A 21,688-nucleotide genomic window follows, 5' to 3' on the forward strand; every position below is an offset into this window, starting at 1 on the left:
AGGAGGTACTATGACAACATTACTTTCAGTTCAGAATTTGACAAAACAATTTACCGACAGCCGTTTCTTTATCAACGATGTTTCATTTGAAGTGAATGCAGGGGAAATCGTTGCGCTGATTGGTAAAAATGGTTCAGGCAAATCTACATTAATTCGTATGATTACAGGCAGTTATACTGTCGACAGCGGTCAGATCAATTTCTTCGGCAAACAAGTGACGCCCAAAGATACAGCCTATAAAAATGACATAGGCGTTGTCTTTGATGCGATGAACTTTCCAAAGAAGATGACTATTTTAAAATTGGAGAAAGTATTTCAAGCACTGTATCAAAACTGGGACAGCAATTACTTCTTCAATTTGATTAAACAATTTGAATTGCCGGCAGGGCAACTGGTTAAAGATTTTTCAAGAGGTATGTCGATGAAGCTGATTATGGCAGCTGCTTTGTCGCATGAGACGAAGTTGTTAATCCTTGATGAAGCGACAGCGGGATTAGATGCGGCTAGTCGAGATGAGATTCAAGAAGAAATCGAAAAGTTCGTTCATCAGCAACAGCACGGTGTGCTTTTGACATCGCATATTGCGGAAGACATCGAACGATTAGCGACACATTTGATTTTTATCAAAAACGGGGAAATCTTTGCGAAAATAGAGAAGAAAGACTTATTTGAACATTATAGTATTGTAAAATGTGATCAAGCTGAGTTTGATAAGTTAGAATATGATGATGTTTTAGCCGCAAAAGAACATTTAGGGGAAATTGAAGCGGTTGTCATCCATAATGCACGGACAACACAATTGCCTCTCCAACCGATTCAGCACATTGATGAGGTCAACAAAATTATTTTGAGAGGTGAGTACCGATGAAAGGCATGATTTATAGTCAATATTATGTTACAAAAAATATGCTGATTTTATATCTGATTATTGCTTTATTAGCAGGCATCTTTTTTACCGTTTTGGGGAATGAAGATTCCGCTAACTTTGTGGCAATCATTATTATCGCTTTTACGGTAACTGCACCGACAGATAATTTGAAAAATGAAGCTGCAGCGAATTGGTATAAGTACGCCATTACCATGCCAGTAACCCGCAAACAAATTGTACTAGGGCATTATGCGTATTACTTCATTACAGTAGGTCTTGGTTTAGTAGTCGCATTAGTAATCTTTGCGGTACGTTTAATGATAGGCATGAATAATCTGACACAAGTTATTGCAGCACTTTTAATAGGTATATCCTTCAGCTTTTTGCTTTCGCTGTTGTACCCGTTTACTTATGCGGTAGGATCAGATAAGTCCAATCTGATTCAGATGGTCATTACTGTACTTCTTGTTGTGATTTATATTGCCTTTAATGTCGTTACATTATTAATCGGCGGTATGATTTATGGAACTGGAGAAGCAGCTATGCATCACGCCGCATTTGAAATCAGCCGAACTTTCTTATTCTTAATCTTTTCTTTCCTTATTGCACTCGGAGGCTATTTGTTTGCGGTGCATAAATTCAATAAACAAAACTTTTAAGTAAAATAAAGGAGCACGTTGACTGAGTTATCAGTTGGCGTGCTCCTTTAATCTTAATGCTGGCTTTGTCTTCTTTTCGCAATATAGCGATATACAAAGATGATAAGTGCAATTGCGATGATGGCATACATAATGTATGAGTAGGTATGCATGACGTTTAAAATATCGTGCCAGTTATCACTGAGTGATTTGCCTAAGTAGATCAGACCGAAGTTCCAAATGGTTGTACCGATTAATGAAAGTGTCGCAAATGTAACGATGTTCATTTTGTTGACGCCGGCAGGAATTGTGATCAATACACGCAAGACTGGAACGAAGCGGCAGATAAAGACTGCAATCGGTCCGTATTTTTTAAACCATGCATTAGCACGTTCGACATCTTTGCCTTTGAGTTTAATCCATTTACCGTATTTATCGACAAAACGGTATAGTTTTTGTTCGTTGACAAGGCTGCAGATATAGTAAAGGACTAATAAGCCGATGAATGAGGCAACAGTCGCAATAATCAGCAGCATCCAAATAGAAATGTGTGATTTAGCAGCTAAAACACCTGCAAAAGTTAAAACGATCTCTGAAGGCACGAAGGGGAGAATGTTCTCTGAAAGAATCAAAATGAAGATCGCAATATACCCAAAGCGCGAGATAAAGTCTGTCAGTAGTTGTTCCATGGTAAATAGCAGTGCTCCTTTAGTTTTATATATCGATTGAATATGTAGTGTATATACGATTGTGTTTTAATGTGTCTAATCTTCATTGTACTAAAAATAGAAACGAATAACATCCAATTAGATATTCCTATAGTAAAAAAGTTAAAGGATAGATTATTTCATTGCATGCATATCTAAAATATATTTTTAAAAAATCTAATGCCGAGTGCAGAATTCGGATAAAAGACAAGTGTGATAAGACTTAGGATTATGGGTATATATCTGTTCGTAATAATATTGTGTAATGCTTAACGTTCATATTTTTGTAAAAAAGTTATTGTTAACGGTTTCAATTAGTGGTAATATTTACTAGAATAACTTAGGTCATATGATGACCTAATGTATCTTTATTACAGAAAGTTGGGATATCTATGAGTGAAAGAAAGAGTAACGTACGTTGGTTCTTCGCTTTTGCATTCTTTATTATCGGGGTTATTGCTTATATGGACAGATCTAACATCTCGTTGATTGCGGCACCTATGATGGAAGATTTACATATGACGAAGGCTCAATTTGGTCTATTGGCAACATTCTTCTCAGCGGGTTATGCCATCATGCAAGTTCCATCGGGGATTTTAGCGGAGAAATTCGGTCCGCGTAAAATGTTGACGCTTGCTTTGATTTGGTGGAGTGCCTTCACGATCTTAACTGGTCTTGTGAAGAACCACGGTTTATTATATACAGTCCGTTTCTTATTCGGAGTTGGGGAAGCGCCGATGTATCCATCAAATGCAGTGTTTAACTCTTATTGGTTTACACGTAACGAAAAAGGACGTGCATCGAGTGCATTATTAGCCGGTTCATATTTCGGTCCGGTAATTGCGCCGATTGTGACAGTATGGATTGTCAGCATGTTTAATTGGCAAGCAGTCTTTTATATCTTTGGTGCGGTAGGTTTTGTAATTGCGTTATTATGGGTAATTATCGCGAAAGACTTGCCAGAGCAGCATAAAATGGTCAATGAAGCAGAAAAACGCTATATCATGGAGGGCCGTGATGTAGTAGATACAGGTGACAAACAATCTGCACCTTGGAGTGCTTTCTTTAAACATTTCAGTTTCTATGCAATTGCGATTCAGTACTTTGTTGTACAATTTATCGTTGGTTTATTCTTAATTTGGCTGCCAACGTATGTAATGGAACAATATCACGTGAAATACACAGCTTTAGGTATTTTAGCCGGTGTACCATGGTTAGCAATGTTTATTTGTATCATGGCAGCAGGTGCGATTTCAGATAAAATTTTACAATCAGGCAAATCACGTTTTGTGGCACGCGGTACGATTGCGATTATCGGTTTAGTAGTTTTCGGTATCGGTTTATTGTTTGCGATCCGCAGTGAAGTCTTAGAAGTCAACATTGCTTGGTTAGCTGTATGCTTAAGCGGTATGGGTATCGCAACAGGAATGAGCTGGGCAGCTGCTGCAGATATCGGACGCAACTTCTCAGGTACAGTATCAGGCTGGATGAACTTATGGGGTAATGTCGGTGCGATGTTAAGTCCGTTAATCGCGGGTATTTTAGCAGAATTAATCGGCTGGACTTGGACATTGCAGTCATTATTGATTTTAATTGCAGTTGCTGTATTTATGTGGTTCTTTGTTAAACCGGATGAACCGCTTGTGGTCGATAAATCAAAATTGTAATTTGACAAAAACATAAGCTTTATACAAGATTTAGTCAATAAGGTCATGTTATTATAGGTCAGTGTAAGGGGCTTGCTTATAGAACATGGCCTGTTTGTATGCATTCACTTTGCGTTTGATAATAGATGCAATTATGTTATGTATGGTTGATAGGTACATTTTTGGGGAAAATGTAACATGTTGATTTTATATAATTATAGAGAGGTATAGAAATATGATTACAGTTATTGTTAATACAAAAGTAAGCGACATGAATTACGACAGATACTTAGAGCTGATGGGGCAGCTTGTCGCAGCTTCGCAAGCAGAAGCATCCAACCATAGTTATGAGCATTATGAAAATGCGAATATTCCTAATTCCTTTGCGATTATTGAGCAATGGAGTTGCGAAGAAGGTTTCGAAAACCATAAAAAGTCAGATCATTTCCAAGTATATTGGAAAGAAGTTGTACAGTTATGTTTAGATGAACCGAAAATTACAGTGTTCGATGATGCGGAAGCATTGTCAGAAAATGAAGCGTAATGCAAGGCAGCCTGCATCTTTAATGCTATAATAGAGATTAATAAAGGAAAGATACGATGTTAGCAAATTCGTATTTATAAGGAGATTGAAAGTTATGATTTACCAACATGGAACGTTAGCAACGTTAATGGCCGGAATGCTGCAAGGAACTGTTTCAATTAATGATATGCTGGAACAGGGCGATATGGGTATCGGTACGTTAACAGGTTGCGATGGTGAAGTTATATTTGTCAACGGCAATGCATACCACGCAAATGAATACGGTGAATTCAGACGTTTGAACGGAGATGAAATGCTGCCGTTCGCGACGATAACTAAATTTGATCCGACACAATCTTTTGAAGTTTTGGAAGTAACAAAACAAGATGCGTTATACGATCAGATTTTACAACGAATGAAAAGCCGAAACTTGTTTTCAGCGATTCGCATCGACGGCAGTTTCAACCATGTACATGTACGCATGATGCCTAAACAAGAACCGCCTTATGAACGATTAATGACATCGGTGAATCGTCAGCCGGAACATCATTATGATTATGTGAACGGTACAATTGTAGGTTTCTTTACACCTGAATTGTTCCATGGTGTAGGTTCTGCCGGCTTCCATCTGCATTTCGTCGATCAAGACCGTACAGTAGGCGGACATATTTTAGGCTTTGAATTAGAACGCGGCAGTGTGGATATCAGTGATGCTGAAACATTCGAGCAGCACTTCCCGACACAAGATGAAGCGTTCTTAGAAGCGGATATCGATTATGAAAATATTGATGAAGAAATCAGAATGGCCGAATAACATTACGCAATGATTATTTAACGTCACGGTATAATACGAAAGTATTATATCTTGGCGTTTTTGTTTTGTCTCATTTGTTGTTGCATAATTCAATAGACGTTCATGATACAATAGGTACGTTGATCAATAGAGAAAAGGAAAGGAGTATCAACGGATGATGCATTATTTAAGCTCGCTTTTTAAATTCAAGAAGCAGAATATTAATATTAGTAAGGGGACAAGACAAGGTCTGTTAATGCTCATCCCGTTATTAATAGGCTATTTAACCGGTTACTTTCAATACGGCTTATTAGCAGCAACCGGTACGCTGACGAATATTTATGTCTTCGGCGGTTCCAATAAGTCTAAATTGCGTATTTTATGGTGGTGTACCATTGGCTTTACTCTCTGTATTATGCTAGGAACTATCACTGTTTCGATTCCTTTATTATTCGGACTGATATTATTAATCGTGACAGTGGTAACTTATTATGTTTTCAGTGCATTAGAGATTCCAGGGCCTTCGGCTACTTTCTTTATAGTAACGTTTGCACTGCCGATTAATATGCCGATTGCACCGGATGAAGCATTGGTTCGCGGTTTCTTTGTTTTCTTAGGCGGGCTTTTCACGATTATAGTCGTCACAATATTATTGAAGTCGCAAAAGAAAAATACCCAAGAACGTGCAATTGAAGGAGAATATCAGTCTTTGCTTCAATTGTTCAAGGATTTCTCAGACAAGGAAAAATTCAAACAAACAGCTGAAAAATTAGTCGGTCAATTCAAAGCAACAGACAAACAGCTGATTACCTCATTTACTTCAAGCAAGAAACAATCAGAACAGCTCCAAAGACTTTATTTGCTGCATAATAATGCAGAAGGTATCTTCGCAGAATTACTAGAATTAAATACGAAAGAAATCGAAACACTGCCTGATGTGCTGATCGATATGATGGAATACATTGAACGCAGTGTCTTTTCAACAATAGACGAAAGTACGACGCTGCAATGGAAGGAAACAGTCGATATCCCAGTTGTTTTCCAACGATTGGAGAAACAAATTTATCGTACTGATGAAATCTTGCACAGTCCGACAGGACAAATCGAATACGAGGCACATTTACGTCAGCCGCTTTACGGCAAACAATTGAAATACAACCTGACACTAGACTCATTAGTATTTATGAATACGATGCGTTATTTAATTATCATGGGTACAGCAGTATTTATTGCCTTGATGTTTGATTTTGATAAAGCGTACTGGATTCCATTAACAGCACATACTATCTTAATCGGTACACATACCATTCATAGTATGGAACGTGCTGTTGCACGTACTATCGGTACCTTTGTCGGTGTCTTATTATTAACACTCATTTTAATGCTGCATCCGCCTATGGTGATCAGTATTTTAGTATTAGCACTCAGTGCCACATTAACTGAGATTATCATCGGTGCGAACTATGCCGTTGCGATGATTTTTATTACGACACAAGTGATCATGCTGAATGGTTTAGCTTCAGGCAAATTATCGATACTCATCGCATTGCCGCGAGTAGTAGATGTAATTATCGGTGTTATTATCGCAGTCATCGGACTGTTGATTTTAGGACGCAAGAATGCATCTCAAACCTTGCCGGGTGCGATTGCGGAAGTCGTGCGCTATGAAATGTCATTCTTCTATTATGTGTTCTCTAAAAATAACTATTTAAGCAACAATGAACCTAAATACAGCGAATTGAAACTGAGCATTAAATTGAGCAATATGAACAGTATGTATAATAATGCACACGGTGAATTGTTCGCAGACAGTACGAAGATCAGTGCGTATTATCCGATTATCTTTGCGCTGGAAGAAATCAGCTTCATGTTATCGAGAGCACAAAATAATCCGAACCCGCAAACCATTGATGACGTGGTCATGGGACAATATTTGATTGTGTTTGAAGATATCGCAGCGCATTTTGAAAAGCATGTGCCGATTTATCAAGGTACAGGCTTGCCATCACTGCCGCAATACGTCAATATTCGAACAGCCTTATTAAACATTCAGCAATATGCACGTCTCAAAAGCAATGAAACGGTTGAGCAGCCGAATTAAGTGGTAGTTATACTATAAAGCTATTCTATTAGGAGGTTGCTTATGCCTTGGACTTTAGATGATTATCCGAATTCATGGAAGAATTTTGAGCCGTTAGAGCGTAAGAAAGCTATCGATATCGGCAATGCGCTGTTAAAAGACGGTTATGATGAAAGTACTGCGATTCCGATTGCGACAAAACAAGCTGAATCGTGGTATCAAGATGCGACTAAGAAAGAACGCGAAGCATTGGAAGATAAAGATGTGACGCAGCATAAAAAAGATAAAGATGCACGTCCGCAATTAAATAATAATGATGTAGAAGTATATCAAGAAGATAGCAAGTGGAAAGTACGGACATATGGTGCGAAACGTGCAGCAGATGAATATGATACAAAAGAAAAAGCAGTACAGCGTGCTGAAGAAATTGCGAAAAACCGCAACACACAAGTACATGTCAAACCTTAGTACTAAAAGCATTTTATGATTATTTTATTGAATAGCCGGGTATTTAATAATTACTGATTCACAACACTGCGGCAGAAACGGCAAAACTGAGCGTGCCGCACAGTGAATCAAGGGAGCAACAGAAACGTTTACTCATAATGAAAGCCTCTTAACAGTCGATGTTAAGAGGCTTTTTGTTCATTTATTAAGCTTGTGTAATTTGCCAGCCGTAAGGTTCTGGTAATTGTGACCAGTCTTGTTCGTATTCTTCTGTTGTTAATAAGCATTCGTCTAATTCTTTTGTCAGTTTTTCTTGGTCTAAGTCAGTACCGATGATTACGAATTGTGTATGGCGGTCTCCGAATTCAGGATCCCAGTTTTCGCGTACATCGTCACGTTCATGCAAGATTTCTCGTTGCTGCTGTTCTGACATTGCTGCGACCCAGAAAGTGACAGGGTGGATAGATACAGATGAACCTGCTTGTGAGATTAAGCATGCAACATGGTTATATTGTGCAAGCCAAACAATCCCTTTAGCACGTACAATTGTATTCGGCATATTTTCCAACCACTTATGGAAGCGTTCTGCATGGAAAGACAGACGACGTTCGTAAACAAATGATGAAATGCCGTATTCTTCAGTTTCAGGTGTGTGGTTCGCGTGGCCGCCTTCAGTTAATTCTTGAAGCCATCCTGCTGAGTTGCTGGCTTTTTCAAAGTCGAACAAGCTTGTATTTAAAACATCGCTTAATTCTACTTTAGAGTTTTGTGTACGAATGAATTTCGCAGTCGGCTGCAACTTGCGCAAGATACCTTCTAATTTATCTAATTCTTCTTTAGAAACTAAGTCTGTTTTGTTTAATACTAAAACATCGCAGAATTCAACTTGGTCGATTAATAAGTCTGCGATAGTACGTTCGTCTTCGTCGCTAGCACCTTGGTCGCGGTCTACAAGCAGATCTTCTGATTTGATGTCATTGATGAAACGGTTAGCATCAACCACTGTGACCATTGTATCTAAGCGGCAGATACGTGTTAAATCGATACCTAATTCATCATCAATATATGAGAATGTTTGTGCGACAGGTACAGGCTCTGAAATACCTGTAGATTCGATAACGATTTGATCGATACCGCCGCGTTTAACGATGTTTTCAACTTCTTGAAGCAAGTCTTCACGCAATGTACAGCAAATACAGCCGTTTGATAATTCAACAAGCTTTTCATCTGTACGTGACAAACCGCCGCCTTGTACGACTAAGTCTTTATCGATATTGACTTCGCTCATGTCATTGACAATTACTGCAATACGCAAGCCTTCTCTGTTTTGCAGAATATGGTTAAGTAATGTTGTTTTCCCTGAACCTAGGTAACCACTTAATACAGTTACTGGTATTTTAGCCATAAATAAATCCTCCTATTATATATACACACGTTTAATCGTAATTATTACGATTTATATTGTATAGAAAAAAAGGTTGCAGCGCAAGGAGCGGCGCTCATGTTATAAAGATAGAAAGTTATAATTTATTTCGATTTAGTTTATTTTAGAGTGGCAAATAATTAAGTTTGCATGCTAACTCCGTTATAATGAAGCTAAGCAAAGAACGGGGGATTATTATGTATGTAGAGAGAAGAGAGACTTTAAATTTGAATGCGCTGAAAGAAGATTTAAAGCGCAATATTCAAAAGTTCCAAGAAAAGCACTATCAAATTGAGGAACTGGTAGACTTTGTCAGTCTGCATCATTTATATGCTTCAGCATTAGAGGAAGTCAGTACCAAGCTCAGTATATTGGATAATGACTTTCAAATTTTATATGAACACAATCCAATACATCATATGGAACGAAGAGTTAAAGAAATCAGCAGTTTAGTACGCAAACTGGAAAGCAGGGGACTTCCGGTTACGACTGAATCTGCACGAGACAATATAACAGACATCGCAGGGATTCGTGTCGTCTGCAACTACTTAGAGGACATTGAAGTTGTAGCTTCATTATTATTAAGACAAGCTGATGTCAAACTGCTTAAACGAAAGGACTATATTGAAAGCCCAAAAGAAAACGGTTATCGCAGCCTGCATCTTGTTGTGGCAATTCCTGTATTTTTAACGGATAAAGTTGAAAATGTACCGGTAGAGATTCAATTACGTACTATCGGTATGGATATGTGGGCAAGCCTGGAACATAAGCTGCGTTATAAAAATGCGACCAATACAGAAATTTATCAAGATACATTGAAACAATGTGCAGAAGAAATCAAAGCAGTCGAAAACAAACTGCAAACACTGCATGGCAAAATCAAGAATAACTAAGCAGCGAACAAAGAAGCTGGATCTTTAATGAGATTCGGCTTCTTTTTCTTCCTATATATAGGAAACAACGCATAAATAAGCTGCTGTATCCCTTGTGACATACAAGAAAGGTGAAAATTGGTGAAAAAGCAAAAAAACTTTGAAAAATGCATATTTAACCCTTGCATTATGCATAAATATACGTTATAATTACATATGTAAGGTTGATAGAGGGGATAACAAAAGGATTTAAGTTATTTGACTTTAGTTGACCAAATAATAAATATACAATTAATAGTAACAGAAGTTTAAAGATTAAATAGAATAACGAATGATGCAAGTACCCCATAGGAAAGTATTGGTGAATGTTACAAATTAAAGAATATTGTCTGGCACGGTGTTTTGAATTTTCAAATGATGGCAATAGTTAAGTGTGATAATTAGTATCATGTATCAACTAATTGAGTGCACTTAAGCAGTTATCAGTCGTACAAAGAAGATTCAAATGTTCATCAAGAAGTGAGTCTATGACGTATTTGCATCGAAGAAATAACAATATTATAGGAACGCAAACATATTAAGATTAATGTTTGCACAGTAACGGAGGTTATGAATATATGAATAACGGATTTTTCGGAAATGAATTTGACTCAATTTTTAGAAGAATGATGCAAGATATGCAAAACGCAGATGGAAACAAAAAATATTATATCAATGGTCGCGAAGTATCGCCTGAACAATTACAAGCATTGCAACAACAAGGCGGTCAACCGACACAACATGTTCAAGGTGCACAACCAGGACAAGCAGCTAATGGTCAAGGCGGAGAAGACTATTTAGAAAAAGTAGGCCGCAACTTGACACAAGAAGCTAAAGACGGTTTATTAGATCCGGTTATCGGCCGTGACAAAGAAGTGCAAGATACTGCAGAAGTATTAAGCCGACGCAACAAAAACAACCCTATTTTAGTAGGGGAAGCTGGTGTAGGTAAATCAGCTATCGTTGAAGGCTTAGCACAAGCGATTGTAAAAGGTAATGTACCGGCTGCAATCAAAGATAAAGAAATTATCTCAGTCAATATTTCTTCATTAGAAGCAGGTACACAATACCGCGGTGCTTTCGAAGAAAACATTCAAAACTTGTTAGACAGCGTTAAAGAAAGAAAAAATGTCATTTTATTCTTTGACGAAATCCACCAAATCATCGGTTCAGGTTCAACTGGCGGAGATTCAGGCAGCAAAGGCTTATCTGATATTATCAAACCAGCATTAAGCCGCGGTGAAATTTCAGTTATCGGTGCGACTACACAAGATGAATATAGAAACAACATCTTAAAAGACCCAGCATTAGCACGTCGTTTCAACGAAGTGGTTGTAAAAGAACCTTCAGCACAAGATACTCAAAAAATCTTAGAAGGTGTACGTGAAAAATTCGAAGAACACCACAACGTGATCTTGCCGGATGATGTATTGAAAGCATGTGTGGACTTATCTGTACAATATATTCCTCAACGTTTATTACCGGATAAAGCATTAGATATCTTAGATATTACAGCTGCACACTTAGCTGCACAAAATCCAGTCGTAGACAAAGTGGAAGTTGAAAAAGAAATTAAAGAATTAGAAGATAAAAAATCTAAAGCAGTCAGCGAAGAAGCTTACTCTGATGCAGATAAATACCAAAAAGAAATCAAACAATTACAAGACAGACTTGAATCAGGACATGGCGAAGGTTCAACAGCAACTGTACAAGATGTCGCTGATACTGTAGAACGTATGACTGGTATTCCTGTATCTCAAATGGATGACAATGATATTGCACGCTTGAAAAACATTTCTAAACGACTCAAAAGCAAAATCATTGGCCAAGACGATGCAGTAGATATGGTTGCACGTGCTATCCGTCGTAACCGTGCAGGTTTCGATGAAGGCAACAGACCAATCGGCAGCTTCTTATTCGTAGGTCCTACTGGTGTAGGTAAAACTGAATTAGCAAAACAATTATCTATTGACTTATTCGGAAACAAAGAAGCATTGATCAAATTAGACATGAGTGAATATATGGACCGTACAGCAGTATCTAAATTAATCGGTACTTCTGCAGGTTATGTAGGTTATGAAGATAACTCAAATACGTTAACTGAAAAAGTAAGACGTAATCCTTACTCAGTCATCCTATTCGATGAAATCGAAAAAGCAAACCCTCAAATCCTTACTTTATTACTTCAAGTGATGGATGACGGTAACTTAACAGATGGTCAAGGTAATGTGGTCAACTTCAAAAACACAATCATTATCTGTACTTCAAACGCAGGTTTCGGAGGAGAAGATGAAAAAGATCGCGAAGCATTAATGGATGATCTTAAAAAATTCTTCCGTCCAGAATTCCTTAACCGCTTCAACGGTATCGTAGAATTCGTACACTTAGATAAAGATGCATTGCAAGATATCATCAATTTATTATTAGATGATGTTCAAGTTACACTTGAGAAAAAAGGCATCTCATTAGAAGTCAGCCAAGAAGCAAAAGATTGGTTAATCGATCAAGGCTACGATGCTGAATTAGGTGCACGTCCATTACGTCGTGTCGTTGAAAGAGAAGTACGCGACCGTATCACAGATTACTACCTTGAAAATACAGATGTTAAAGACATCAAAGTAACACTTGATGGCGACGACATCTTAATCAACGGTGAAAAAGTAGATTCATTATAAGTTTAAAATAAACAAGCTATAACAGCACAAACGTCCTCGTCGGCATACATTGCCGATGGGGACGTTTTTTTTATGCATTCATATTTCATTAAGCTTATCCTTCAGGTTCTAAGCTGTTATGCAAAACCGCATCTGCTAAAGCTTGGTTCCCATGAGAAGACAACTGCTCAATAATCGCCTCTATATCTGTGGTGCTTCGGTTTTGACTCAGTTTAAAGGCTGCGTATGTGCGTTCAATAGAAATTCTGAAACCGACAATGCCATGAATTTGTTTTCGTGTATCAGATGCAAGATTTTCAAAACGCGCACCGGCTTCATCTTCGAAAGTATTTAAAAGGGCGATAATATCTTCTTTTGTTTCAGCCGCATCTGTCAGCCAGCTGTTGCCATAGACGTGTACACTTTGGTAATCCCATGTCGGCACGTCTTCTTGTTCATACCACGTGCTTGAAATATAACCATGCGGTCCTTGAAAGATAATCAGCATTTCATCTTCATTGTCTACAGTTTGCCATTGCGGGTTGGATTGTGCGAAGTGACCTGAAAGTACAAGCTGATCGCCAAACTCATGCAGCAGCACAGGCATATGCGTTGCCAGCATTTGCCCTTGCTTGTCTTTTGAAATCACAGTCGCAAACGGGTGGCTTTGGATAAAGTGTTGAATTGCTTTTGTGTCGGTGATTTGATAGTGCGATGGAATATACATAGACATCTCCTCCAATAGTATGATTATTCCACTCCAATCAAAAAATAAGTGTAAGCGATTGCATTTGTAATAACTTTGTATTAATATACTTGTATACAAGTATTCGATGATAGAAAGGAGGGCTTTTATGACGGAATCTTATCCGCAAAAATGGTTGTCTGTGATGACGACAGGAGAAGCAGTCGCAGCGGAATTACGTTTGAAAATTATCAATGGCGATATCGAGGCAGAAGCGTGTTTGACTGAGAACCAAGTCGCAAAACAGTTTAATGTCAGCCGTTCACCTGTACGCGATGCCTTCAAATTACTGAGACAAGATCAGCTGATTCGACTAGAACGTATGGGCGCTGATGTGTTGTCGTTCGGGGACGCAGAGCGCAGTGAAATTTATGATTTGCGTATTATGATGGAATCTTTTGCGTTTGCGCGTATTCAAGATGATGAGCGTGCTGCACTCGCAAAAGAAATGCGCAAACACTTGGAAATGATGAAAGTGGCAGTTCAGTTTGAAGATGCGGAAGCTTTTACAGAGCACGATATTCTCTTTCATGAAGTGCTGATTAATGCGACTAAACATCGCTATCTGCTCAGCAGCTGGAATAATATCAAGCCGATTTTATTATGTTTGATTTTACTTTCAATGCGCAAACGTATGAAAGAACAGCCAGAAGATTTCAAACGTATCCATGAAAATCACGAAGTCTATGCACAAGCAGTGGCAGACAATGATACACAATTATTGAAAGAAGCCTTCCACCGCAACTTTGATGATGTGGGAGACAAAATCAACGCAATGTTTTTACGATAAAAGATTAAAGGAGGCAGACAAAATGCAATATATGATTGGAGTAGATATCGGAACAACCAGTACTAAATCTGTACTTTATGATGAACATGGCCGTTATTTGCTAAAACATAATATCGGTTATGAGATGCATACGCCGAATGTGGATACTTCTGAAGAAAATCCGGATGAAATTTTCGATGCAGTCTTAATGACGATTAAAAATGTAATGCGAGAAGGCAATGTCGGACCTAAAGATGTGAAATTAATTGCGTTCAGTGCACAGATGCACAGTTTGATTGCGATGGATCAAAACGATCGGCCTTTAACACAAAGTATTACTTGGGCAGATAACAGAGCAAGCAAATACGCAGAAATGATTCGAACGAAGCATAACGGACATGAAATTTATAAACGTACAGGAACACCGATTCATCCGATGTCTCCGCTTTCTAAAATTTATTGGCTGAAAGAAGCACACTCAGATATTCATCAACAGACTAAAAAGTATATCGATATTAAATCATATGTACTCTATCAATGGTTCGGCCATTATGTGATGGATTACTCCATCGGTTCAGCGACAGGCATGATGGATTTAGAAAAATCAGCATGGGACAAAGGAGCTTTAGATGTATTAGGCATCACACCAGAGGTTTTGCCTGAATTAGTACCGACTACTTATATTCAAAGCGGTATGAAACAACGCTATGCGACATTGATGGGCATCGACCCAGAAACACCTGTGGTTATCGGCGCAAGTGACGGTGTATTGTCTAATTTAGGTGTGAACAGTTTCAAACCTGGCGAAGTAGCTGTGACGATTGGAACATCAGGTGCCATTCGTACTGTTATCGATCATCCGAAAACAGATGAAAAAGAACGTATCTTTTGTTATGTACTGGATGACGGGCAATATGTTATCGGCGGACCGGTAAATAACGGCGGAATTATTTTACGCTGGCTGCGCGATGAATTACTTGCAAGCGAAGTAGAAACAGCGAAACGTTTAGGCGTCGATCCTTATGATGTCCTTACTAAAATCGCAAGCCGTGTCGAACCTGGTGCGAAAGGATTAATCTTCCATCCTTATCTGGCAGGGGAACGTGCACCGTTATGGAATGCGGATGCACGCGGTTCCTATTTCGGTTTGACACTTTCACACAAGAAAGAACATATGATTCGCGCTGCACTAGAAGGTGTGCTGTACAACCTTTATACCGTTTATCTCGCATTAATAGAGATGATGGGAGAAACACCGACCGCAATCAAAGCGACAGGCGGATTTGCGAAGAGTGAAATGTGGCGTCAGATGATGTCAGATATCTTTGATACAGATTTAGTTGTGCCGGAAAGTTATGAAAGTTCCTCATTAGGCGCATGTGTTTTAGGACTAAAAGCACTGGGTGAAATTGATGACTTCTCTATTATTGAAGATATGGTCGGTACGACACATGCACATCAGCCTGAGCCAGAAGCGGTCGCAATCTATCAGCAGTTAATCAGTATCTTTATAGATTTGAGCCGCAGTTTATCAACACAATACAGTAAAATTGCAGATTTTCAACGCAAGCATTTATAAAATTTAAAAGGAAACGTATGAGTCGTGAGAAAAAGCTTGATTACCGGCTTTTTCTTTCAAGGGAAATGAAAACGTTATCAAGACTCATAACGAAAGTGAGGGACAATTATGTTTGGAGAAATTTGGCCATTAATTACAGTTGTAATCGGGATTTTAATCTTATTAGCACTGATCATTGTATTAAAACTCAATACGTTCATCGCATTGATTATTACTTCAATGATCACAGCAGTCCTGTTAGGTATGCCGTTAGACAAAGTTGTAGAAACAGTTGAAAAAGGAATGGGCAGTACGCTCGGCCACATCGCCATTATCTTTGGTTTAGGTGCGATATTAGGTAAACTGCTTTCTGATGGGGGCGGTGCGACACGTATTGCGGACACTTTGATTGAAAAATTCGGGGAGAAACATGTGCAATGGGCGATGGTAGTCGCATCCTTCGTCATCGGTATTGCATTGTTCTTTGAAGTAGGATTAGTATTATTAATTCCGCTCGTATTCACACTTGCAAAACGTACAAAAGTATCACCGCTTAAAATCGGCTTGCCGATGATTACGGCATTATCCGTTACACACGGCTTCTTGCCTCCGCATCCAGGTCCGGTTGTCATTGCGAAAGAACTTCATGCATCATTAGGCGAAGTTTTAATATATGGTTTCATTATTGCGATTCCTGTAACGATTATCGCAGGGCCTGTGTTCGGTAAATTTGCACAAAAATTAACACCGTCTGCTTATACAAGAGAAGGCGATATTTCTTCATTGGGTGCACAAAAAGAATTCAAACCTTCTGAACTGCCAGGCTTCGGTATCAGTGTATTAACAGCGACTTTGCCTGTCATTTTGATGCTTATCGCAACGATTGTACAACTTGCGACAGGCAACGTCGACCACTCTAAAAATATGTTTGCCGGTATTATCAACTTCATCGGTACTGCAGATACAGCAATGTTGATCGCGGTATTATTTGCGATGTTGACAATGGGTATTCAACAAGGTCGCAAAAACAAAGAAATCATGACTTCTGTCACTGATGCGATTTATCCGATCGGTATGATGATTCTGATTATCGGCGGCGGCGGTACATTCAAACAAGTATTGATTGACGGCGGTGTCGGTGACACAATCGCAAAAATGTTCGAAGGTTCTACGATGTCTCCAATCTTACTTGCTTGGCTCGTCGCAGCGGTATTGCGTATTGCATTAGGATCTGCGACAGTTGCGGCGATTTCAACTACGGGTATTATCTTGCCGCTATTACAAGCAAGTGACGTCAATGTTGCTTTAGTTGTGTTAGCGATTGGTGCTGGAAGTGTGATTTTATCTCATGTGAACGACGCTGGTTTCTGGATGTTCAAAGAATACTTTGGATTGACGATTAAAGAAACATTCTTAACATGGTCATTGCTTGAAACAATTATTTCAGTTTCAGGTCTCATCTTTATCTTATTCTTAAGTCTGTTTGTCTGATAGACAACAAGCACGGTGCCGCGGGGTGTCGTGCTTTTTTGTTATAGTAAAGATGAAAGAGGTGCAGTTATGACAAAAGTGGTAATGGTAGAAGGCGTTTCGTTATTTGCGCAATATTTGATTCAGCAATTAAGGAAAAGTTCATGCGAAGTAATTGTGCTGTATGATCGCACGTCAACAATTCAGCACGAACCTAATGTAAAGTATCAAGCCATCGATTATATGGATTTGACGCACTGGAAACAAGTGATAGATGATGAAACAGTAGTAATTTTGAATGTCTTGCCTGAAATGTTCGGAGATGGGTTATGGCATGGAGAAATCAAAGCATTGAAAACAGTGATTGCACATTTTGTACATCAAGTACAACCTGCACAAGTCATAGAGGCAGAGGCATTAATACCAGATAGTTATAGTTATAGAAAGCGTGCTGCTTCACTACAAGCGATTCCTTTGTCAAAGGAATTATCGCCTTCAGCGTTACTGACAAATTATGCCCGTTATTTAAAACAGCTTACGTTCAAAATGATATATGTGCATGAGCAGTCAGAGTATTATGCGATTCATCTGCGCGGATTCAAAAAGCCTTTAATCGCAATGCATAAAGTTGAGATGAAAGGCATCGAAGGGATTCAGCTGCGTTTATTGCCAAAGAGTATATTAGCTAAAGGCGTTCAAGATGATGGTGCTTTTTATTTTGTGAAAGATCAAGATAAGCTTTATACCTTTTTACTGCACTTTACACCGACACTGCCTTGGCCTGTGTATCGTATCAGCCAAGCAATTGTGCATGAGTGGGTGATGAAAGGGTTCAAACGCTATTTACATAAACGCTATAAAGGGTAACGCTTAGTGACAAAATAAATTACGGAAAGGGTGCAAGCTGTATGGAAGAACGGCACTTTGAATTATTGAAATGGCTGGTTGAACATAATACAGAAAGTCCGCCGGCACGTAATACTGATCCTCTGCAAGATGAAATTCAAGCTTATTTAGAAGATCTTGGTTTTGAAGTTGCGCGTAAACAAATGTATGACAACGACAGTATTGTCGTAGGCGTATTAAAAGGAACAAATCCAGATGCGCCGAAGCTGATTTTAAACGGGCATGTGGATGTGGCGAATGTAGAAGACCCTAAACATTGGACGTATCCGCCGTTTGAATTAACAAAGTCAGGCGACTATGTATATGGTCGCGGTGTCAGTGATATGAAAGGCGGCGTGGCTTCGTTATTTTATGTGTTGGAACAATTAAAAGCAAAAGGCATCTCGCCTAAAGGTGATATTATCGTGCAATCAGTAGTTGGTGAAGAAGTCGGAGAAGCGGGTACGAAGTATGCATGCGAAATGAGTCCGAAAGCAGATTTAGCTATAGTACTGGATACCAGCGACAGCCAAGCACTAGGTCAAGGCGGTGTGGTCACAGGCTGGATTACTGTTCAAAGCAAAGCAACCATTCATGATGGCGCACGCAGTCAAATGGTTCATGCCGGCGGCGGTTTATACGGCGCAAGTGCGATTGAAAAGATGGCTAAAATTATTACTGCTTTAAAAGAATTAGAACAGCATTGGGCAGTAATGAAAAGTTATCCTGATATGCCTGTTGGTGCGAATACGATTAATCCGGCTGTAATTGAAGGCGGACGCAATCCAGCTTTTATCGCTGATGAATGCCGCTTATGGGTGACTGTCCATTTCTTGCCGGATGAAGATTATCACGTAGTGATTAAAGAAATCGAAACGTACTTAAATCGTGTTGCACAAGCAGATGTATGGCTTTGTCAAAATCCGCTGCAATTTGAATGGGGCGGTACGTCGATGATTGAAGATCGAGGCGAAATCTTCCCAAGCTTCACTTTGCCTCAATCACACGAAGGCTTTAAACTATTGGAACAAGTGCATGAAACAGTACATCACAGTGCTTTAAAAGCAGGGATGTCGACGACTGTAACCGATGGAGGATGGTTAGATGACTTCGGTATTCCTACGATTTTGTATGGACCGGGTGAACTGACAGAAGCGCATAGTGTCGATGAGAAAATCAGGCAATCAGATTTAACGCAATATAGTGAAGTATTGTTCGAGTTTTTAAAAGCATGGTACCAAGATCCTAAAAGAGCATAAATTCATATAAGCATAATAAAAAGCCATGATGCCGGTATTCTGACATCATGGCTGATTTAATATAAATTAAGACTGAATTATTTAAAAGAATTTTTTAAACGTGAAATCCAGTTGCGGCGCGGTTTAGATGTTCTTTGAGGACGACTCTCTGTTAATGGTGATTTATGTTTGATTGCTTTAGCAAGCTCGATTGCTTGGTGCATCAAGTAGAGTTGAGAGTTCAAAGGTAATTGATTATTGTTAACGTAATGATATACGCCGTTTTGGTCTTGATAACGTCCTTTTTGATTATCAGCAAGCTGCAAGTTTAAGAAATTAAGCAAGCGCTCTCTGATTTTTGCATCATGAACCGGGAAGAGAATTTCTACACGTTTAATCATGTTTCGTGTCATTGCATCTGCAGATGATAAATAGATTTTCTCATCGCCGTTATTATGGAAGTAATAAATACGAGAATGTTCTAAGAAACGTCCTACAATACTTACGACTTGGATATTTTCGCTGACACCTGGTACGCCTGGTTTCAAGCAGCAGATACCGCGGATAATCAATTGAATTTTAACACCTGCTTGAGATGCTTCAAATAACTTTTTAATGATTGTTTTATCTGTTAATGAGTTCATTTTCATAATGATATGGCCATTGCCGTATTCTTTATGGTTTTTGATTTCAGTATCAATGCGTTCCACAAAGACATCGCGGATATCAAATGGTGCCACAATCAATTCATTATAATTCGGTTTGATTGAATAACCGCTTAAGTAGTTGAAGAAGTTGATCGCATCTTCTGCAATACCTTTATCTGTTGTGATAATACCCATATCTGTATAGATTTCAGCAGTTTTATCATTATAGTTGCCTGTACCTAAGTGTACGAATGGAACTAATTGGCCTTTTAAGCGTTTTACAACTAGAGTGATTTTACTGTGTGTTTTTAAATGTGTCATGCCGTAAATAACGTGGCAGCCAGCATCCTCTAACATACGTGCCCAATGTACGTTGTTTTCTTCATCAAAACGTGCTTTTAATTCAACCAGCACAGTGACTTGTTTCCCTTGTTCAGCCGCATGTTTCAAACTTTTGATAATCGGAGAATCTTTACTTACACGATATAATGTTTGTTTAATCGCAATAGTATCCGGATCTTCAGCAGCTTCGCGAATGAAATCCACAATCGGTTCAAATGATTCGTAAGGGTGGTGGAAGAAAATATCGCGTTTTAATGCTAAATCATAAATATTGTTGTATCCCAGCGACTCAGGGATTTGCGGTGTGTAACGGTCATAACGCAAGTTATTAAGTTGAGAAGACAGACGTCCGACTAAACCGAATACCATTGTTAAATCTAACGGTCCGTCTACATAATAAACGTCGTTTTCTTGGATTTCTAATTGTTCTCTCAAACCTTCAATATCTAGCTCATTAGCATTACGAGCATCTACTTCTAAACGTACGGCAGAACCGCTTTTACGCATTTTCAAGAAACGCTCGATTTCGATTAACAAGTCTTCAGCACCGTCTTCATGAATTGTTAAATCGGCATTACGTGTAATACGGAAAGTAAACGTTTTGCGGATGTCATAACCTTGGAAGAGGTATTCGATGAAATAATCGATGACATCTTCTACCATGACTACATATTGTTTTTCGCTGTCATCTTCTTTAAGAATGATAAAACGGTCGATTAATGATGGAATCTGAACAATTGCAGTGTTTGTAGATTCATCTGTATCTAATTCCACAAAGATGTTTAAGCTTTTATTTACAAGTTTAGGGAATGGATGGTATGCGTCGATACCAAGCGGTGTCAGTGTCGGCAAGATATTGTATTTGAATTCTTGCTCTAACTTATCTTGTAAAGCTTCGCTTAAATGTTGCGGCTTTGTTGTAAAGACGTTGTATTCTTGCAGGTTTTTCGTTAATTCGTTGTAACGTTCGTACTGTTTGTCGACAAGCGGTGTGTTTTTCTCTTTAATGGCATCTAATTGCTGCTTAGGTGTCATTTGAGATTTGTTTTCCGGCTTGTTGAAGTTCATTTTAACTTGGTCTTGCAAACCGGCAACACGAACCATAAAGAACTCATCTAAGTTAGACGCAAAGATTGCAACGAAATTGAGTTGTTCTAATAAAGGATTAGTTTTGTCGCTTGCTTCTTGCAAAACACGATAGTTAAAATCGAGCCAGCTTAATTCTCGGTTATTATAATACTTTGGTTTGTTAAGATCTTTTTCAATGACTTGATTTTCCATAATGACCACCCCATGGTAAATAAATAGACTTTTTATGAATAAAAATTTAAATTACAAACTTCA

General features: G+C 38.7%; 18 protein-coding genes. 14 read left to right on the forward strand and 4 right to left on the reverse strand.

What is annotated here, in order from left to right; genetic code table 11:
* Positions 1–10 precede the first annotated feature (10 nt).
* The gene (locus tag DVJ99_RS00200; protein WP_114602680.1) at positions 11–868 is read left to right on the forward strand and encodes an ABC transporter ATP-binding protein; all 858 of its coding nucleotides are present in this window, start codon (positions 11–13) and stop codon (positions 866–868) included.
* Positions 865–1,527: an ABC-2 transporter permease gene (locus DVJ99_RS00205; protein ID WP_114602681.1), complete on the forward strand. Its 663-nt coding sequence runs from the start codon at positions 865–867 to the stop codon at positions 1,525–1,527. The genes DVJ99_RS00200 and DVJ99_RS00205 overlap by 4 nt, the downstream gene beginning before the upstream one ends.
* Before the next feature lie 53 nt (positions 1,528–1,580).
* On the opposite strand, the gene uptA is transcribed toward DVJ99_RS00205, so the two are convergent.
* Positions 1,581–2,195 carry an undecaprenyl phosphate transporter UptA gene (gene uptA, locus DVJ99_RS00210; RefSeq protein ID WP_114602682.1) on the reverse strand — a complete coding sequence of 205 codons (615 nt, stop codon included), beginning with the start codon at positions 2,193–2,195 and terminating at the stop codon, positions 1,581–1,583.
* A 410-nt stretch (positions 2,196–2,605) separates the two neighbouring features.
* Between uptA and DVJ99_RS00215 the strand changes: the two genes are divergently transcribed.
* From DVJ99_RS00215 to DVJ99_RS00235, 5 genes are all read left to right on the forward strand, one after another.
* The gene (locus tag DVJ99_RS00215) at positions 2,606–3,880 is read left to right on the forward strand and encodes a pyruvate MFS transporter (protein ID WP_114602683.1); all 1,275 of its coding nucleotides are present in this window, start codon (positions 2,606–2,608) and stop codon (positions 3,878–3,880) included.
* Positions 3,881–4,094: 214 nt separating this feature from the next.
* Positions 4,095–4,403, forward strand: a complete 309-nt coding sequence (locus DVJ99_RS00220; RefSeq protein ID WP_114602684.1) for a putative quinol monooxygenase — start codon at positions 4,095–4,097, stop codon at positions 4,401–4,403.
* An 85-nt stretch (positions 4,404–4,488) separates the two neighbouring features.
* Positions 4,489–5,196: an acetolactate decarboxylase gene (gene budA, locus DVJ99_RS00225; RefSeq protein WP_162912116.1), complete on the forward strand. Its 708-nt coding sequence runs from the start codon at positions 4,489–4,491 to the stop codon at positions 5,194–5,196.
* Positions 5,197–5,350: 154 nt separating this feature from the next.
* The gene (locus tag DVJ99_RS00230; protein ID WP_114602686.1) at positions 5,351–7,276 is read left to right on the forward strand and encodes an FUSC family protein; all 1,926 of its coding nucleotides are present in this window, start codon (positions 5,351–5,353) and stop codon (positions 7,274–7,276) included.
* 42 nt (positions 7,277–7,318) lie between these two features.
* A complete protein-coding gene (locus tag DVJ99_RS00235; protein WP_114602687.1) occupies positions 7,319–7,723 on the forward strand; it encodes a DUF2188 domain-containing protein in 405 nt (134 codons plus the stop codon).
* Between the two features lie 184 nt (positions 7,724–7,907).
* On the opposite strand, the gene DVJ99_RS00240 is transcribed toward DVJ99_RS00235, so the two are convergent.
* Complete coding sequence (locus DVJ99_RS00240; protein WP_114602688.1) at positions 7,908–9,107, reverse strand: GTP-binding protein; 1,200 nt, start codon at positions 9,105–9,107, stop codon at positions 7,908–7,910.
* A 215-nt stretch (positions 9,108–9,322) separates the two neighbouring features.
* Here DVJ99_RS00240 and DVJ99_RS00245 point away from each other — a divergent pair, with 215 nt between their 5' ends.
* Together DVJ99_RS00245 and DVJ99_RS00250 are read left to right on the forward strand one after the other, a co-directional pair.
* Positions 9,323–10,018: a GTP pyrophosphokinase gene (locus DVJ99_RS00245; RefSeq protein WP_114602689.1), complete on the forward strand. Its 696-nt coding sequence runs from the start codon at positions 9,323–9,325 to the stop codon at positions 10,016–10,018.
* Positions 10,019–10,614: 596 nt separating this feature from the next.
* Entirely contained in the window at positions 10,615–12,711 is a 2,097-nt protein-coding gene (locus tag DVJ99_RS00250; protein WP_114602690.1) for an AAA family ATPase, read from the forward strand.
* Between the two features lie 94 nt (positions 12,712–12,805).
* On the opposite strand, the gene DVJ99_RS00255 is transcribed toward DVJ99_RS00250, so the two are convergent.
* A complete protein-coding gene (locus tag DVJ99_RS00255; protein WP_114602691.1) occupies positions 12,806–13,417 on the reverse strand; it encodes an FMN-binding negative transcriptional regulator in 612 nt (203 codons plus the stop codon).
* Between the two features lie 127 nt (positions 13,418–13,544).
* Between DVJ99_RS00255 and DVJ99_RS00260 the strand changes: the two genes are divergently transcribed.
* The 5 genes from DVJ99_RS00260 (at position 13,545) to DVJ99_RS00280 (ending at position 19,376) form a co-directional block, all read left to right on the forward strand.
* Positions 13,545–14,225, forward strand: a complete 681-nt coding sequence (locus DVJ99_RS00260) for a GntR family transcriptional regulator (RefSeq protein ID WP_114602692.1) — start codon at positions 13,545–13,547, stop codon at positions 14,223–14,225.
* 22 nt (positions 14,226–14,247) lie between these two features.
* Positions 14,248–15,783 carry a gluconokinase gene (gene gntK, locus DVJ99_RS00265; RefSeq protein ID WP_114602693.1) on the forward strand — a complete coding sequence of 512 codons (1,536 nt, stop codon included), beginning with the start codon at positions 14,248–14,250 and terminating at the stop codon, positions 15,781–15,783.
* 108 nt (positions 15,784–15,891) lie between these two features.
* Positions 15,892–17,253, forward strand: coding sequence for a gluconate:H+ symporter (locus tag DVJ99_RS00270; protein WP_114602694.1), 1,362 nt, complete (start codon positions 15,892–15,894; stop codon positions 17,251–17,253).
* 69 nt (positions 17,254–17,322) lie between these two features.
* On the forward strand, positions 17,323–18,099 hold the full coding sequence (locus DVJ99_RS00275; protein ID WP_114602695.1) for a hypothetical protein: 777 nt from the start codon (positions 17,323–17,325) through the stop codon (positions 18,097–18,099).
* Between the two features lie 41 nt (positions 18,100–18,140).
* The gene (locus DVJ99_RS00280; RefSeq protein WP_114602696.1) at positions 18,141–19,376 is read left to right on the forward strand and encodes an acetylornithine deacetylase; all 1,236 of its coding nucleotides are present in this window, start codon (positions 18,141–18,143) and stop codon (positions 19,374–19,376) included.
* A gap of 77 nt (positions 19,377–19,453) precedes the next feature.
* On the opposite strand, the gene DVJ99_RS00285 is transcribed toward DVJ99_RS00280, so the two are convergent.
* Positions 19,454–21,625 carry an RNA degradosome polyphosphate kinase gene (locus tag DVJ99_RS00285; protein ID WP_114602697.1) on the reverse strand — a complete coding sequence of 724 codons (2,172 nt, stop codon included), beginning with the start codon at positions 21,623–21,625 and terminating at the stop codon, positions 19,454–19,456.
* Between the last annotated feature and the right edge of the window lie 63 nt (positions 21,626–21,688).

This window comes from Staphylococcus sp. EZ-P03 (genome assembly GCF_003344575.1).
Classification (GTDB): Bacteria; Bacillota; Bacilli; order Staphylococcales; family Staphylococcaceae; genus Staphylococcus; species Staphylococcus simulans_B.